Source organism: Vibrio sp. 2033, assembly GCF_033339735.1.
The window spans coordinates 89455-104433 of record NZ_JAWOVC010000002.1 but is presented as its reverse complement, the minus strand read 5'-3'; the positions used below and the strand labels follow the sequence as shown (position 1 = coordinate 104433).

Here is a 14979-nt window from a genome sequence, read left to right as displayed (position 1 = left end):
AAATGTAATGGCTTCACTCTCACTTTCAGCGTTGGTCGAAAGATTGTCTCCTCAGGCTAAGGAAACACTTGAACAGGCAGCTGCGATGGCAAGCTCCCGAACTCATCACAGTATTGAAATGTCTCACTGGTTAATGATGATTATCCGCCATCCTGACGATATTTACTCTGAAGTTTTTGACGAATTTGATGTCGATAAAATCAAGGTTGAAACCGATATTCAAAAGGCATTAGAAAACTACAAAACAGGATGCCAGTCGGTGCCAGGGCTATCAGCTCATACGGTGACTGTTATGCAAAATGCCTTGTTATCTGCAACCATTGAATTCAATCAAGAACAGTTGGGGTGCATCCATCTTTTATTTGCCTACTTGTCTGATGATACGTTAGTCAACATGGCTGGTTCGATTAGTCCTGAACTAAACAAGATAGAACCATCTCGCTTATTGAACTTTAAAGAAAGTAATGCCCCTCAATCAAGATCGAATGACTTAGCGCAGTCAAACGCGAATTCCGCCTTGAATCAATTTACAACAGACCTTACTGAGCAAGCTAGGGAAGGTAAAATAGATCCGGTGATTGGTAGAGATAATGAAATTCGTCTAATGATCGATATTTTATTAAGACGCCGACAAAACAACCCGATTCTTACGGGAGAAGCTGGCGTTGGAAAAACAGCCGTTGTTGAAGGTTTGGCGCAAAAGATCATTGATGGCGATGTACCTCCCGCTCTGCAAAATGTGGCGATTAAGTCTCTGGATTTGGCATTACTGCAAGCCGGCGCAGGCATGAAAGGTGAGTTTGAAAACAGGCTTAAGAACCTTGTGAAGGAAGTAAACGACGCTCCACAGCCTATTATATTGTTCATTGATGAAGCTCATGGCCTAATTGGCGGTGGTGGGCAAGCGGGCCAAGGTGATGCGGCGAATATTCTGAAGCCAGCATTAGCGAGAGGCGAACTCAGAACGATAGCAGCAACTACGTGGGCAGAGTATAAAAAGTATTTTGAAAAAGATGCAGCTTTAACTAGGCGTTTTCAAGTCGTAAAGGTTGATGAGCCAGCCCCTGAGCTCGCGATCGAAATGTTACGAGGCTTACTTGATGTAATGGCACAACACCACGATGTTCATATCACTAACCAAGCTCTCAATGCAGCGGTCCAACTCTCAGCTCGATACATTAATGGTCGTCAACTGCCAGATAAGGCGGTTTCTGTTTTGGATACGGCCTGTTCTCGAGTTGCGTTAAGTCAGTCATCTACACCGGGAGGTCTAGATGCGAAAAGAAACAAACTTAAAGCAAAGCAAGCTGAGTATGAGCATCTTAGCCAAGAGAATCGATTAGGAGCATCTCTTGATGTACAGCTGCAAAGTGTCCGAAAAGAGATTGATGCGCTATCTAATGACATTATTGAATTAGAAGTACTTTGGGAAAAAGAAAAAGAATGGGTAAGTGAAGCTAAGTCACTTAGAACCCAAATAATCCAGGAGGGTTCTGAGACTGCGAGAGACAAGTTACAAGAGCTTGAAAATAACCTCTCCGCTAACTCACAGCCCTTAGTTTTTTCGCATGTAAATGAAGCGCTAATCGCAGAAGTTATTTCGGATTGGACCGGTATACCGCTGGGTAAACTTCAGGATGATGAAATCCAAGCAGTATTGGGTTTGAAAGAAAGTTTGTGTAAGCGAGTTGTCGGGCAGGATCACGCTTTAGAGCTCATGTCTGAAGTGATAAAAACCGCGAGTGCGCAGCTCACGGATGAGACACGACCAAATGGTGTATTTCTCCTAACCGGACCAAGCGGAGTGGGTAAAACCGAATCGGCTTTGGCGATTGCAGAGAAAGTGTATGGTAGTGAAGAAAATGTCACGACTATCAATATGTCGGAATTTAAGGAAGAGCATAAAGTCTCATTGCTATTAGGTTCTCCTCCTGGTTATGTCGGTTATGGAGAAGGAGGTGTACTGACTGAAGCTGTTAGACGTAAACCTTATAGTGTAATTCTCCTCGATGAAATGGAAAAAGCGCACCCTGGTGTTCAAGATATTTTTTATCAGGTATTTGATAAAGGCTCAATTAAAGACGGTGAAGGTCGAGATATAGACTTTAAAAACACTATTATTATTATGACCGCGAACACAGGGACCGAAACGACGATGTCTTTGTATTCTGATCCTGATTTAGCGCCTGAGCCGTCAGCACTAAAAGATGCTTTACGCGATGATTTGTTGGTTGACTTTAAACCAGCATTTTTAGGGCGTGTGAATGTATTACCTTATTTGCCTCTATCAAGAAAAGTATTGATAGAAATAACAAAATTAAAGTTGGATAAAATTACGACTCGTATTCGTAAGCACTATAACGCTGACCTGTTTTTTGATGAGGAACTAATTAATGATATTGTAGACAATAGCAATGAGTCTGGGAGTGGTGCGCGTGTGGTACAAACAACCATAGAAAATACATTGCTTCCGAAGATTTCTCATGAAATATTGCATGCAATTCTTAATGATAAGACGTTTGATGAAATTATTGTTAAAGGTACAACTAGTGGACTCGATGTCTCAATAGTTTAACATCCTTTACACTCTCAATAATAATTGGGAGTTGGTTCATATTAACTATTATTTTTTATAAAAAACGCTTAAATTCAATCTTATTTAAAGATATAACAGGGCGTATTTAAAATGAAGTTTTTGATACATTAATCACTAATTATCACCAAACGTCAGATAATTAAATTACTACGATATATGTCAATTAATAATGCTATAGGAGATTAGCATGCAGTCTAATACGTATCTTAAATACGCAGATATTAAGGGTGAGGCAACAGCCGAGCAATACAAAGATTTGATTACACTACTATCTGTAGATTGGAGTGTAGGTCGTGAGATCTCATCATACACTGGTACAGCGATGGACCGTGAAGCGAGCGCTACTCGTCTATATGATTTGACTATCACCAAACTTCAAGACCGTTCTTCTCCTGACTTATTTAAAGAAGCGACGATTGGTAAAGGTAAACCAGCGGTTTTCCATATTACTAAGCAGGGTGAGAAGGTTGAAGAGATCATGAAGATCGAACTGACTGATGCGATGATTTCTAACTACTCAGTTTCTATCCAAGACGATCGTCCAGTTGAAACTATCACAATTTCTTACACAGAAATGATGATGACAGTGACTCCTACTGACGATAAGAACAACACTTCTGCTCCATTGGTATACGGCTACAGCGGTGTTAAAGGTCAACAAATGTAATTTTCATGCGGGGGAGTATTCCTCCGCATTTTTTGAAAGAAGTATTTAATGAAAAGAGCAACTCAAGATAACAATTTCATCCGAATTTCTTCGCCATTCGGTAAAGATGCCATCATACTAAACTCGTTTGAGTATAGAGAAGAGATCTCAGAACTTTTTTCATTGCGTGCTAAAGCTTACTTTAATGATCAACGAAGTGAGTTAAACGAAATTATTGGTAAGGAAGTTACCATTACCCTTGAAAATAATGAGGATGTTTCTTCAAATCCTCGTTATATGCATGGTTATGTTTCTGCTGCAAGATTAGAAGGGAAAAGGGTTTCTAATACACATAAAGGCGAAAATTATAAAAACATAGAATTATTAATAGAGCCTAAATTACGTTTCGCTGAATATCGAAAAAATTGCAGAATATTTCAGCATAAAGATATAAAGGAAATTATCTCTGAAGTACTATCGGAGCATAGTGTTGCCTTTAGTTTTGAATTAACCAAGTCCTATCCTAAATACACATACAAAGTACAATATGAAGAATCAGATCTTGAATTTGTTCGACGTCTGTTATCGGAGGAGGGGCTATCATTTTGTTTTACACATACTAAGTCTGCCCATACGCTCAATATTTTTGATGACATCAGTTTTTATAAGCCGGGTACTGAGTTTTTAGTCGATTTTGATACAGGTACGGCGAAATCTAGCCACATTTCTTCTTGGCATGAAACGCAAATTCTGACTACTAAAGCGAGTCAAAAGTCAGGCTATAACATGCTCAAGCCTTCTTCGAATCCTAAAAATACTGCAAAGGGTGAAAGTGATTTTTTTACAGTACCTGGAAGCGAGTATTTTGAATACATGGGTGAAATGGAGAGCAATGATCAATACGCACTGAGAAACACGCATGCAATAGAAGCACTACAGCAAAATGCATATTTGTGTCGTGGCGTGGCTACGTGCAGAACATTCAGTGTGGGCAAGTGCTTCAAGTTTAAAAAGCATGAAGATAAATCTCGAGTCGGCAAAGAATATGTACTGTCTTCTGTTTTTTTGTCTGCTGCTGTTTATAACCAGACTGGTCAAGGTGGCACCGGTGCGCAAGGTGTCAAAGTCTCGTTTAGTTGTGTTGACTCAAAGACAATCCTGCGCCCTTCAGTTAACTACCCTAAACCTCAGATGAAAGGTTTGCAAACCGCAGTAGTTACGGGGAACAAAGATGGTGAAATTTACATAGACAAACATGGCCGTATCAAAGTTCAGTTTCACTGGGACCGTGTTGGTAAATACGATGTAAATAGTTCATGTTGGATTCGTGTTGCGCAAAATATTGCAGGTAACGGATGGGGGTCGGTGTTTCACCCTAGAGTCGGACAAGAGGTCATCGTCGAGTTTGTTAACGGAGACCCTGACCAACCAATCGTTACGGGGTCACTATATAACGGTAGTCAACTCCCTCCTTACGCTTTACCAGAGCAAAGTTCTCAGAGTGGTTATAAATCACGCTCTGTACAAAAAGGTACATCCAATTTTAATGAGTTGCGCTTCGATGATAAGCCTGGTGAAGAGCACATTTATCTTCATGCTGAAAAACTGTTCCAAATGCTAGTTGAAGACTGTGTTGATATCGCCGTTGAAAACAGTAAAACCGAAAAAGTGACCAATGATGTTAATCAAGAGGTTGGTCAGAACGCGAGCTTGAAAGTAGGTAAAAACTTTTCGAATGAAACGGGTGAAGTGCTGTCTTTTAATGCAGGAAAGAGCGTCGAGATCAAAGTAGGTGGTGCTTCTATTCAGATGTCTAGCTCTGGAGAAATCAATATCAAAGGTAATAAAATATCCATTAACGGCTCAGCTATTGCTCTTAAAGCTGGGCAAATTTCATTGAACTAAGGTGATTTAAAGTGGGTAAACCAGCCGCAATTTTGGGTAGCTTTCATCTTTGCCCTAAAAAAACAGGAAAGATACCGCATGTCGGTGGTCCCGTCGTTGTTGGTTCACCAAACGTAACGATTGGCGGGATACCTGCGGCAAGACAAGGCGACAAGCTTATTTGTATCGGTCCTCCGGATAGTATCTCAGCAGGTTCTTCTAGCGTAACAATCAACGGTAAACCAGCCGCGAGAGTCGGCGATTCAACGTCTCATGGTGGCAAAATTCTATCTGGTATGCCTACGGTTTTAATCGGAGGCTAGATGCCACTCGCATTTCAAACGCATCTTCTATCTTTTAATGGCCGTTCACACACCGTTCGCGAGATAGCTGATGATTCTTTTAGATTGTCCGAGGAAATCCGATCCCCTGACTTTGCTCAATCAATAGATGAGCATATATTAAGCCTCCTGCGCTCTGAGCGCGAGAGTCTTGAGCAAGCTGATATCAAGGGGAATCTCTGTGTTCTTTTACCATCTTCGGTAGACAAAAGTTTGCTTAAAGCATTGATAAGCGAGCTTTCTATTTTCGTTGACCAAACTGTCAATACTGAAATTTACTTTTATCCTTATGGCCAAGCTGCATTTTTGATGGCACTAAATCGGATAAATCGTGAAGTTAATGAAACGCAAGCGACTTGGATACTGGCTATAGAGGTTACGAGCGATGTAGAAGGGCATGTCAAACCTCAAAGCTCTATCATTTTAACCAAGTGTTTTTTTCGACATTCAGGTCTTGTGCCTGATGTTGTTCGAATTGATTTAGATGCCAAACAACAACGCATCGCCGTGGACAAGGTGTTTAAGCAATTAGGAGTAAGTTGTGAACATCCACTCAGTCAATTGTATTTATCCGTTAATAAGAAAGAACCGCAATGGTTAAACTCAATGCAATTCTTGTCTCCGTGGGTGACCGATCAAACTCAGTATCAATTTGTTGATATCAAACTTGGCGGATTGGGTGCATGTGGCGGCGTTTTAAAAGCGTTAGTGATTGATGAGCTTCAAAGAAGCAGCCCCTGCCCAGACTTTCACGTGTTGCAAGCCGACATCGAGCCAGATGGCTATGCGGTAGGAGTAATATACAATTGGCGTAGTGAATAGGTCTGGCTATTGCTTTTCCTTCTAGTAGCTGAGGTTTTAGTGATGCAAATGTTATGGGGGATTGACTCGAAATTGGCCCTTTAATGATGTTTGGACAATGACTAGTCGCAGCTTGCTTTTCAAAATAGCTTTGCTCACCGCGTTTTTACAGTGTTCTTCTCGCTTTCTGATTAAATAGCCAGCCATAGAACACAAACCACATGAAAAGCTGTTCGACTCAAGATATCCTTACCGATATAAAATAACTTGAGTTTTTGGCTTGTTCGAGATCCCACCCGTGACGCATTCCTGTTTATAAACGGTACATGGACTCTGACAGAAGCAAGCCTGCTCATAGAATTGGCGGAAAGTGAATTCGAATGAAGTTTATCCACACCTCAGATTGGCATCTTGGTCGACAATTCCACAACGTATCACTACTCGAAGATCAACAAGCAGTACTCGAACAACTGATTAACTATATTGAACACAACCCCGTCGATGCAGTTGTAGTGGCGGGAGATATCTATGACCGTTCGGTGCCACCAACGGTTGCAATAGAACTGTTAGATCGAGTCGTGAAACGCATTTGTACCGAGTTAGAAACACCAATGATATTGATATCTGGCAACCATGATGGTGCAGAAAGGCTAGGTTTCGGCTCAGAGCAAATGAAAAATGCAGGTCTCCATATTGTTAGCAACTTTGAAGATATGCTCACTCCCATCATCATAAAAACGGACTCTGCGGATGAGGTCGCGTTTTATGGTATGCCTTATAACGACCCTGAACAGGTTAGGTTTGCCTATAAAGCCTCGGTATCCACTCATGATGAGGCTCATCAATTGCTTGTTGAGCAAATTAAAGAGCGCTTTATCTCTAAGCAAAAGCGCGTGCTCGTGAGTCACTGTTTTGTTGATGGGGCCATCGAGTCAGACTCTGAACGACCATTATCTATTGGTGGCTCAGATCGCGTGAGTCATGAACACTTCGTAGATTTTGACTACGTCGCACTTGGTCATTTGCATCAGCCTCAAAAGAAAGGCGCAGAGCATATCCGTTACTCTGGCTCTCTCATGAAGTATAGCTTTGGTGAACAGAACCAGAGAAAAGGTTTCACGTTAGTTGAACTGGACAAGAAAGGATTCGTTTCTGCAAAGCATATTGATCTTACGGCTCCTCATGAAATGCGTATTGTAGAGGGCGAGCTGGATAAAGTTATTGAGCAAGGGAAAACAGACCCCAAGAATGAAGATTATTTGTTAGTTCGTTTGATGGATAAACATGCGATTTTAAACCCAATGGAAAAACTTCGTTCAGTGTATCCAAACGTTTTACACCTTGAGAAACCTGGCATGTTAATTGGGGTAGAGCAGGAAATGGCGCAAGCAAAGTTGGCGCGAAGCGAAATTGATATGTTCCGAGATTTTTTTATTGAGGCGCAAGATAGCCAGTTGTCTAAAGAGCAAGAGCAAGCTGTTACTGACATTATTAAGCAATTATCACAGCAATAGGGACCAAAGATGAAACCAATTAAACTAATCATGCAAGCCTTTGGTCCGTTTGCAAAAACTGAAATCATTGATTTTGAGAAGCTTGGCAGTAACCCTCTATTTTTGATTAATGGTCCTACAGGTTCCGGTAAAACGTCGATCTTAGATGCCATTTGCTTCGCCCTTTATGGTGAAACCACAGGTAATGAGCGACAAGGTATTCAGATGCGGTGTGACTTATCCGCGCAAGATTTACCAACCGAAGTAGTTCTCGAATTTTCGTTACACGGCAAACAATACCGAGTTGTTCGATCCCCTGAGCAGGAAGCGCCCAAGGCCCGTGGTGAAGGGATGACGATTAAAAAGCACACTGCGGCTCTTTATGAACTCGGTGAGACTGAAACGCTTATCACCAGCAAGACGACTCAGGTTAAAACTGAAGTTAGCAATATTATTGGCTTGAATGAAACTCAATTTCGTCAAGTTATGGTGTTGCCTCAAGGAAAATTCCGAGAACTGTTGCTTGCTAGCTCTAAAGAGCGTGAAGAAATTTTTGGCCAGCTCTTTCAAACTGACATATATAAAAAAATTGAGTACGCGCTCAAAGATAAAGCGAGTGCAATTAGTAAAGCGAAAGGCGAATTTGATAATCAAATTCGAGGTGCTTTACAAGTTGCAGAAGCGAGTTCTGAACAAGAACTATTACAACAACTGGAACAAGTAACTAAGCAATTAGAGTCTGATAAAAAGAATGAGCAAGCAGCGTTAGATAAGCTCAATACTGCTAAATCTGAATTGCAAAAAGCGGAAACCTTGAATGGAGAGTTTTCGAAACGAGAGCAAGCAGAAAGCGCACTCAAGCTGCATCTAGAACACTCAGATTCGATAAAAGCTCGTCAACAGCAATTAGAAAACGCTAAAAATGCCAATAAGATAGAGTTGCCCTACATCTCATTACAAAATGCAAAAGCTCAAACGCAAGAGCTTAGGCAAAAAATCGTAGCTTTGAAAGAGAGTCTCGAAAAAGCTCATGTCGTTGCGAGAGAACAAGAAAACTTGCAGCAAAGTGCAAAAGAGGCCGCGGCAAAGGTCCCGCAGTTAACGCAACTGCAGTATCAGCTTGAAAGTATGAAAAACAAGTTGGTCGAGAAAGACAATTTGGAAAGTAAAATAACGGCGGGTTATCAACAAAAACAACAATTTGAAGCAACGTTAAAACAGTACATAGAACTAAAAGATAAGTTAACGTTACAGGCCCAGCAGGGACAGAAGGAGCTAGAGAAAGCACGAGTTGATGTTGCGCTTATTGGCAGCATCGATGCGGAAATAAAACAAAAACAACGGCTGCTACAGGATCTACAAAAGCTGCATGATCTTACTTTAGAGCTCTCTAAACTCAATGCGCTAACTGTAGGTAAGCAGCAGTCACTAAACGAAGCCAGTCAGCGCTATATGCAGTGTCAACAAGACGCTGATACGATAGAGCTTAAGTGGCACAACGCTCAAGCAGCAGTATTAGCGCAGCGACTAAAAGCAGGTGAAGCATGCCCGGTGTGTGGTAGCGAAACGCATCCTAACCCCGCAACGTTTGTTGAAGAAGCCGTTACAAAAGAGCAAGTTCAGGCGGCTAGAGCGAAAGAGCGAGAAGCTCAAACCTTGTTGAACCAACTAAGCAATCAGCTAGAACAACATAACGTTGTCATTAGTCAGTATCAGAATCAGTATAACCAGTTGAAAGAGGAGTTGGGTGAGTATGCTACATCTGAGATCTCGACGGTTCAAAATGATTTGCAAGCGCTTAATGCTCAACTCCTACGTCTACAAGCTATTGATATTGAAAAATTAGAAAGGAACGTTGAACAGCTTAATCAACGCTGCGTCGTGGGTGAAAATAAAATTCATGAGCTGCAGAATCAAATGGCGGCAAATGAATCAACCGTTAAAGCGAACCATGAACAATTGGCTCAATTACAAGCTTTTATTGACCCAAAATACAGTTCCGCTGACTTGCTTGAACGTGAAATTTTGCTGACAAAAGAGCAAATTCTGAGTTTGAACACAGGCTTAGAAAAGGCGCAAAACGCTTTGCAGCAAGCGATATTGGAGAAATCAAATGCGGAAAGTCACTTAGCGACGAACAAGCAGTGGTTATCTGAGTCAGAGCAAAAACTTAGCCAAGCAGAATTAGCGTGGAATGAGGCACTACAGGCGAGTAAATTTGAAGATGAAAGCCATTATCTAAGTAGTCGAGTGGGAGATGATGAACTTCAAGCCTGGCAGCAAGAAATAGACAGCTTCAAACAGGCACAAACCAAGCTTGAGCAAACACTACATGATTTAAATCATGCATTGAAAGATCTTGAAAGGCCTAATTTAGAGTCGTTTAACGACAGGTTAACCACTCTGCAGGCGCAATATATTGAAGTAAGGAATCAACTTGATACCACACGCTCAATATTTGAACGTCTTGAAAAGGTTCGTAAAGATATTGCCGTGTTGCATGAGAAAAATAGTAAGTTAGAAGAAGAATACAAAGTCTTTGGTACGTTGTACGACGTTGCTAGTGGTAAAACAGGCAGCAGGGTTAGCCTACATCGCTTTGTTCTTGGTGTACTGTTGGATGATGTGCTGATTCAGGCCTCTCAACGTTTAAGCCTTATGAGTAAAGGGCGCTATATTCTTGCTCGAAAAACAGAGGGCTTCAAAGGTGCTGCGGGTCGCGGCTTAGATTTAATGGTTGAAGATGGCTACACAGGAAAAACGCGTGATGTTGCGACACTTTCCGGCGGTGAATCATTTATGGCAGCGCTTGCTCTGGCACTTGGTTTGTCGGATGTTGTGCAATCCTATAGTGGCGGTATTCGTTTAGACACTTTATTTATTGATGAGGGCTTCGGTAGTTTAGACCCAGAGTCTTTAGATCTTGCTATTCAAACGCTAGTGGACCTGCAACAGACTGGGCGCATGATCGGTGTTATTTCTCACGTTTCTGAGTTGAAAGAACAAATGGCGCAGAGGATTGATGTAGAACCATCAAGACTTGGTTCAACGGTGTCGATTAAATCTCAATGTCGCTTCGCTGTCTAATTCAGTGACTACTGTTAGATCAAAAAGCCCCTAATGTTGGGGCTTTCTGACTAAGTCGCTACTGTTCGCAAAAGTGGCCTTCTTTTGGCGATTGGGTAATCGCATATTCGCCATCGAGGTTGCGATAAACAATCGTGTTCCAAACAGAGCCATCATCCAATTCAAACTCAATAGCATAGTTGACGCCACTAACGATTTGCGCGTGAACATTCAGTATTTGTTTAAACGACGCTATTGTGTCCATTTTCTTTAAAACAAAGGCCATTGCCTTTTGTGCATCAGGGGTCGCGTTAAACTCATTCCACCCACCTGGCATGTTTCCTTGTGCATTACATACATCTGCCGAGGTCGTTAATTGTGTCGTTTCGCTCGGCTTTTCCTGCTGACAACCTGCAAGTAACACCAAAAGTGCACAAACTGACACTGTTTTTAATTTCATAACAATAACCTCTGTCTATAACGCAACGTATTATAGGAGGGTGATATGCCTACGAATGTCTATGTTGTGCAAAGTTTCTATATGCATAGGGTTAAATGCTGACAAAATATACAAGCATGGTCAGCTTGTAAGTCAAAAATAGAGCAATCTTGTTAACGATTTGCTGAGATGACGAGGTTTCGGTGTTCAGCGCGCTATTGATGATGAAGAATTGTGATGTGTCCCTATTAGGGCGATGGTGCGGCTTAGTGATCGATTTGTTATCTTCTAGAGTAAAATCAATCACTAATTAAAATTTAGGTGTTGTATGAAATCGATAAAAATATTTTTACTTTTGTCACTTGCAACTTTATTTGGTTGTACCTCGAAGCCGGATGGGGTGGAACCCGTGAATAATTTCGATTTAGAGCCATATCTAGGTAAGTGGTACGAAATTGCACGCCTAGACCATTCATTTGAGCGAGGCTTATCCAACGTTACCGCTGAGTATCAGGTTCGCGAGGATGGTGGGGTTAAGGTGATAAACCGTGGATATTCCGAAGAAGAGCGACAGTGGTCAGAAGCTGAAGGCAAAGCTTATTTTGTTGAAGATAAAACGGTTGGACACTTAAAGGTTTCCTTTTTTGGGCCAATATACTCTTCTTACATTGTTTTTGAGCTAGGTGAAAACTATGACTATGCGTTTGTTTCCGGTTACAACCACGACTATTTGTGGCTACTGTCTAGAACGCCTAACGTTGATGAGAAAGTAGTGGAGCGCTTTAAGTACGTAGCTAAAGAGAAAGGTTTCGCTATAGACGAGCTCATTTTTGTTGAACAAGAGAAACAAAGACAGCTTTAAGTTCATCAGCGTGGCTGAAAAAGCGGACAGAGGGGAAGCTTCCTAATTAAGAGCTCAGTTTGTCATTTCGCTTAACAGTAATTTGTTACCGCGTAACTTAATGTGGTCAAAATGGATATAGCCCCATCATTTGTGATTACTCGTGATGGGGCTTATATAAATTTGAGTGAGCGTCGAAAGGTTGATCTATCAACAAACGGTTATGGTTTACTTAATCAAACGAACGATCAGGGAACCTGGTGCTCGAATAGATTCAACATTGTGGCTAAGTACTGTGCCGCTTGTTGGGGCGGTGTAGCGTTTAATCTCAGCGCCAAAGCTGTCGTATTGAATCGCAAGAAGTTGGCCTTGCTCGACAAAATTCATCAAACTGACATGAGGCAGTACAAAGCCGCCGTGTGTCGCTTTCACACTGACGATTTCGTTTCCTTCCAAGCATGACGTAATAGGGTCCATATCACCTTCAACAATGTTATGCTTTTTCAGCACATTAAAAATGCCTGTTACAGTTCGGCTGATAAGTTCTTGCTCGGTGTATCGCCCCATACCTACTTCAACAGTAATACTTGGGACACCATGGTTATTCCAAACCGTTTCAAGGACGCCAGCATCTCCAGGATCATTTAAAATCGCATCAGGATTAATGAGGCGAGCCATTTCTAATGATTGCTCGATTCGGAAATCTGCAAACACGTAAAGTGGATAGGCCGCACCACTGGTTTGAGTGTGAAGGTCAATGGCTAAATCAGCATTTGGCTTGAGCAAATCATTCCACAATGCATATAAGTAACGTTGGGCCTCATTGCCGTTTTGGTCACCAGGAAAAAAGCGGTTTAAGTTTGCAGGAGACGCATCAGGGTCTGCGGAATAGAAATCGCGGCTGTGGTTTAGCATACCTGGCATGTTAATGGTTGGAACAATAGTGACAGTACCAGCGACTTCAGTGCCGATGAGCTCTCGAGCAGTTTTCTGCGCTGCTAACACACCATTGTACTCATCACCATGAACCCCTGCGGTAATCATGATTTTCTTGCCAGGTTTTTCACCTTTGAACACTAGTACAGGTAGGTGTTGCCACTGAGAGAGAGCATTCGTTGCGATGCGAAACCAAAACTTATGCTCGCCCGAATTTAGGTCTGCTACATTGAGAGATTGAATCACTTGATGACCCTGAATCACGTCATCGAGAAATTGTGTTGCCATTAAAGTTACCACTCCAAAACCATAAGCTAATCTAAAACCTTAGCGTCGTCATACCATGAATATTAATAAGGCGAGAACATGTCTCGCCTTAATTACCAATTGGTTTCGTTTTACGCAAAACCCATAATATGAGCTGCGATAACGACGATACTTGATAGGGTAAAGAGTAATAGAATAAATCGCCAGCAGAATTTTGCCCAGTCACCCCAGTCGATACGGCAGACACCAAGCGTTGCCATGAGAGATGCCGAAGTAGGGACGATAACGTTAGTAAAGCCATCGCCAAGTTGGAATGACAAAACTGCGACTTGGCGCGTAACTCCTGCAATGTCTGCCAGAGGGGCCAGTAGAGGCATCGTTAGTGCCGCTTGTCCGGAGCCTGAAGTGACAAAGAAGTTGAAGATAGATTGGAATACATACATTAACCATGCTGCAGCTACGTCAGGAAGCCCACTGATCACGCCGCCAGCACTGTTTAGAATTGAGTTCAGTACACTCGCTTCATCAGTTGTACCACCACCAAGGATCAACAATACCCCTTTTGCACAACCCACTAATAGGGCAGGTGCAAGCATAATAGCTGCACCTTCTTTAAATGCATCAGCTGCGCAGTTTAGCGTCATACCGTTCAGGCGGAAAATCGTACCGATGATCGCGACAACAAAGCCCATAGTGAAAAATTGAGACGCGATTTCTGGGATGTACCATGCGTTAGCGACTACGCCCCAAACGACCCACACCGTGGTCGCAATAACCGTAAGGATAACGAGTGTGTCACCTAGGTTCCAACGAGAATCTTGATTGCCAAGCTCTTGCTGACGGAAATACAGGTCTGTGCGATGGCTGTAAGAAAGTTTAGGATTTGACTTCACACGAGCGGCGTAGATCATTGTGAAAGCGATACCGATTAACGTAAAGCCAGCCCATAACCCCATGCGTACTGTCATGCCGGATAAAACAGGTACACCCGCAATGCCTTGCGCAATAGCGACGGAAAAAGGGTTCATCCAAGAAGTAGCGAAGCCAATTTGAGTCGCAACATAGGTAACCATTACCGTAGTGATACCATCATAACCAAGGCGAACCATAAGCGGCGCGATAATAATCGCAAACGCTACGGCTTCTTCACCCATACCAAATACCGCACCGCCTAGCGAGAACAGCAAAAATAGCACTGGAATGAATAGAGCTTCGTTACCTTTGGTCTTATCGATAAGGCGCAGGATACCGTTATCGATTGTGCCTGTGCGCATTACAACGCCGAAAGCACCGCCGATAACCAACATGAACATAATCACGCCGATTGCGCTGCCCCATTTAGAGCCAGAAACTAGCCCTTCGAAAGGGAAGTTCATTAGACCAATGCCACCACCAGAAGCAAACAGGCCAACCTTGTTGTAAACCAATTCACCGTTTTCGTCGGTTGCATAAGAGAAAGAAGAAGGATCGATAACTGTGCGAGTTTTTTCTGCACCGTCGACCATGTAGGTCACCTGTTGGCTATCAAAATGACCAGCAGGAATTAAGTAGGTAAGAATCGCAGCAAGAATACCAACAATGAAGATCAAAATGAGGGTATCTGGCATCTGCCACGACTTGGGGGTAGCAACCGAGTCTGCTGGTTGCGCATGTGTGTGAGACATAACTT

Annotated in this window: 11 protein-coding genes; 8 read left to right on the top strand and 3 right to left on the bottom strand. The window is 42.3% G+C overall.

The window, feature by feature from the left end:
- Window positions 1-7 precede the first annotated feature (7 nt).
- From tssH to R7P74_RS03795, 7 genes are all read left to right on the top strand, one after another.
- Window positions 8-2575, top strand: coding sequence for a type VI secretion system ATPase TssH (gene tssH / locus R7P74_RS03825; protein ID WP_225473120.1), 2568 nt, complete (start codon window positions 8-10; stop codon window positions 2573-2575).
- A 208-nt stretch (window positions 2576-2783) separates the two neighbouring features.
- Entirely contained in the window at window positions 2784-3263 is a 480-nt protein-coding gene (locus tag R7P74_RS03820; protein ID WP_005375967.1) for an Hcp family type VI secretion system effector, read from the top strand.
- 48 nt (window positions 3264-3311) lie between these two features.
- Window positions 3312-5147, top strand: a complete 1836-nt coding sequence (gene tssI, locus R7P74_RS03815; RefSeq protein WP_225473119.1) for a type VI secretion system tip protein TssI/VgrG — start codon at window positions 3312-3314, stop codon at window positions 5145-5147.
- Window positions 5148-5158: 11 nt separating this feature from the next.
- Window positions 5159-5449 carry a PAAR domain-containing protein gene (locus tag R7P74_RS03810; protein WP_005375969.1) on the top strand — a complete coding sequence of 97 codons (291 nt, stop codon included), beginning with the start codon at window positions 5159-5161 and terminating at the stop codon, window positions 5447-5449.
- A complete protein-coding gene (locus tag R7P74_RS03805) occupies window positions 5450-6289 on the top strand; it encodes an NAD/NADP transhydrogenase subunit beta (RefSeq protein WP_225473118.1) in 840 nt (279 codons plus the stop codon).
- 359 nt (window positions 6290-6648) lie between these two features.
- Window positions 6649-7782 carry an exonuclease SbcCD subunit D gene (locus R7P74_RS03800; protein WP_225473117.1) on the top strand — a complete coding sequence of 378 codons (1134 nt, stop codon included), beginning with the start codon at window positions 6649-6651 and terminating at the stop codon, window positions 7780-7782.
- Window positions 7783-7791: 9 nt separating this feature from the next.
- On the top strand, window positions 7792-10848 hold the full coding sequence (locus tag R7P74_RS03795; RefSeq protein WP_225473116.1) for an AAA family ATPase: 3057 nt from the start codon (window positions 7792-7794) through the stop codon (window positions 10846-10848).
- Between the two features lie 58 nt (window positions 10849-10906).
- On the opposite strand, the gene R7P74_RS03790 is transcribed toward R7P74_RS03795, so the two are convergent.
- Window positions 10907-11287, bottom strand: coding sequence for a cystatin domain-containing protein (locus R7P74_RS03790; protein ID WP_005387498.1), 381 nt, complete (start codon window positions 11285-11287; stop codon window positions 10907-10909).
- 307 nt (window positions 11288-11594) lie between these two features.
- On the opposite strand from R7P74_RS03790, the gene R7P74_RS03785 reads away from it, so the two are divergent.
- Window positions 11595-12128 (top strand): lipocalin family protein, encoded by a 534-nt coding sequence (locus R7P74_RS03785; protein WP_017820207.1) that lies wholly within the window; start codon window positions 11595-11597, stop codon window positions 12126-12128.
- A 207-nt stretch (window positions 12129-12335) separates the two neighbouring features.
- Here R7P74_RS03785 and R7P74_RS03780 read toward each other — a convergent pair whose 3' ends face one another.
- Window positions 12336-13331 carry a succinylglutamate desuccinylase/aspartoacylase family protein gene (locus R7P74_RS03780; RefSeq protein WP_054574303.1) on the bottom strand — a complete coding sequence of 332 codons (996 nt, stop codon included), beginning with the start codon at window positions 13329-13331 and terminating at the stop codon, window positions 12336-12338.
- 110 nt (window positions 13332-13441) lie between these two features.
- On the bottom strand, window positions 13442-14974 hold the full coding sequence (yfcC, locus tag R7P74_RS03775; protein ID WP_213877391.1) for a putative basic amino acid antiporter YfcC: 1533 nt from the start codon (window positions 14972-14974) through the stop codon (window positions 13442-13444).
- Window positions 14975-14979 lie beyond the last annotated feature (5 nt).

Coding starts and splice junctions, on each gene's coding strand:
- tssH (WP_225473120.1), top strand. CDS start 8: ATGGCTTCACTCTCACTTTCAGCGTTGGTCGAAAGATTGTCTCCTCAG.
- R7P74_RS03820 (WP_005375967.1), top strand. CDS start 2,784: ATGCAGTCTAATACGTATCTTAAATACGCAGATATTAAGGGTGAGGCA.
- tssI (WP_225473119.1), top strand. CDS start 3,312: ATGAAAAGAGCAACTCAAGATAACAATTTCATCCGAATTTCTTCGCCA.
- R7P74_RS03805 (WP_225473118.1), top strand. CDS start 5,450: ATGCCACTCGCATTTCAAACGCATCTTCTATCTTTTAATGGCCGTTCA.
- R7P74_RS03800 (WP_225473117.1), top strand. CDS start 6,649: ATGAAGTTTATCCACACCTCAGATTGGCATCTTGGTCGACAATTCCAC.
- R7P74_RS03795 (WP_225473116.1), top strand. CDS start 7,792: ATGAAACCAATTAAACTAATCATGCAAGCCTTTGGTCCGTTTGCAAAA.
- R7P74_RS03790 (WP_005387498.1), bottom strand. CDS start 11,287: ATGAAATTAAAAACAGTGTCAGTTTGTGCACTTTTGGTGTTACTTGCA.
- R7P74_RS03785 (WP_017820207.1), top strand. CDS start 11,595: ATGAAATCGATAAAAATATTTTTACTTTTGTCACTTGCAACTTTATTT.
- R7P74_RS03780 (WP_054574303.1), bottom strand. CDS start 13,331: ATGGCAACACAATTTCTCGATGACGTGATTCAGGGTCATCAAGTGATT.
- yfcC (WP_213877391.1), bottom strand. CDS start 14,974: ATGTCTCACACACATGCGCAACCAGCAGACTCGGTTGCTACCCCCAAG.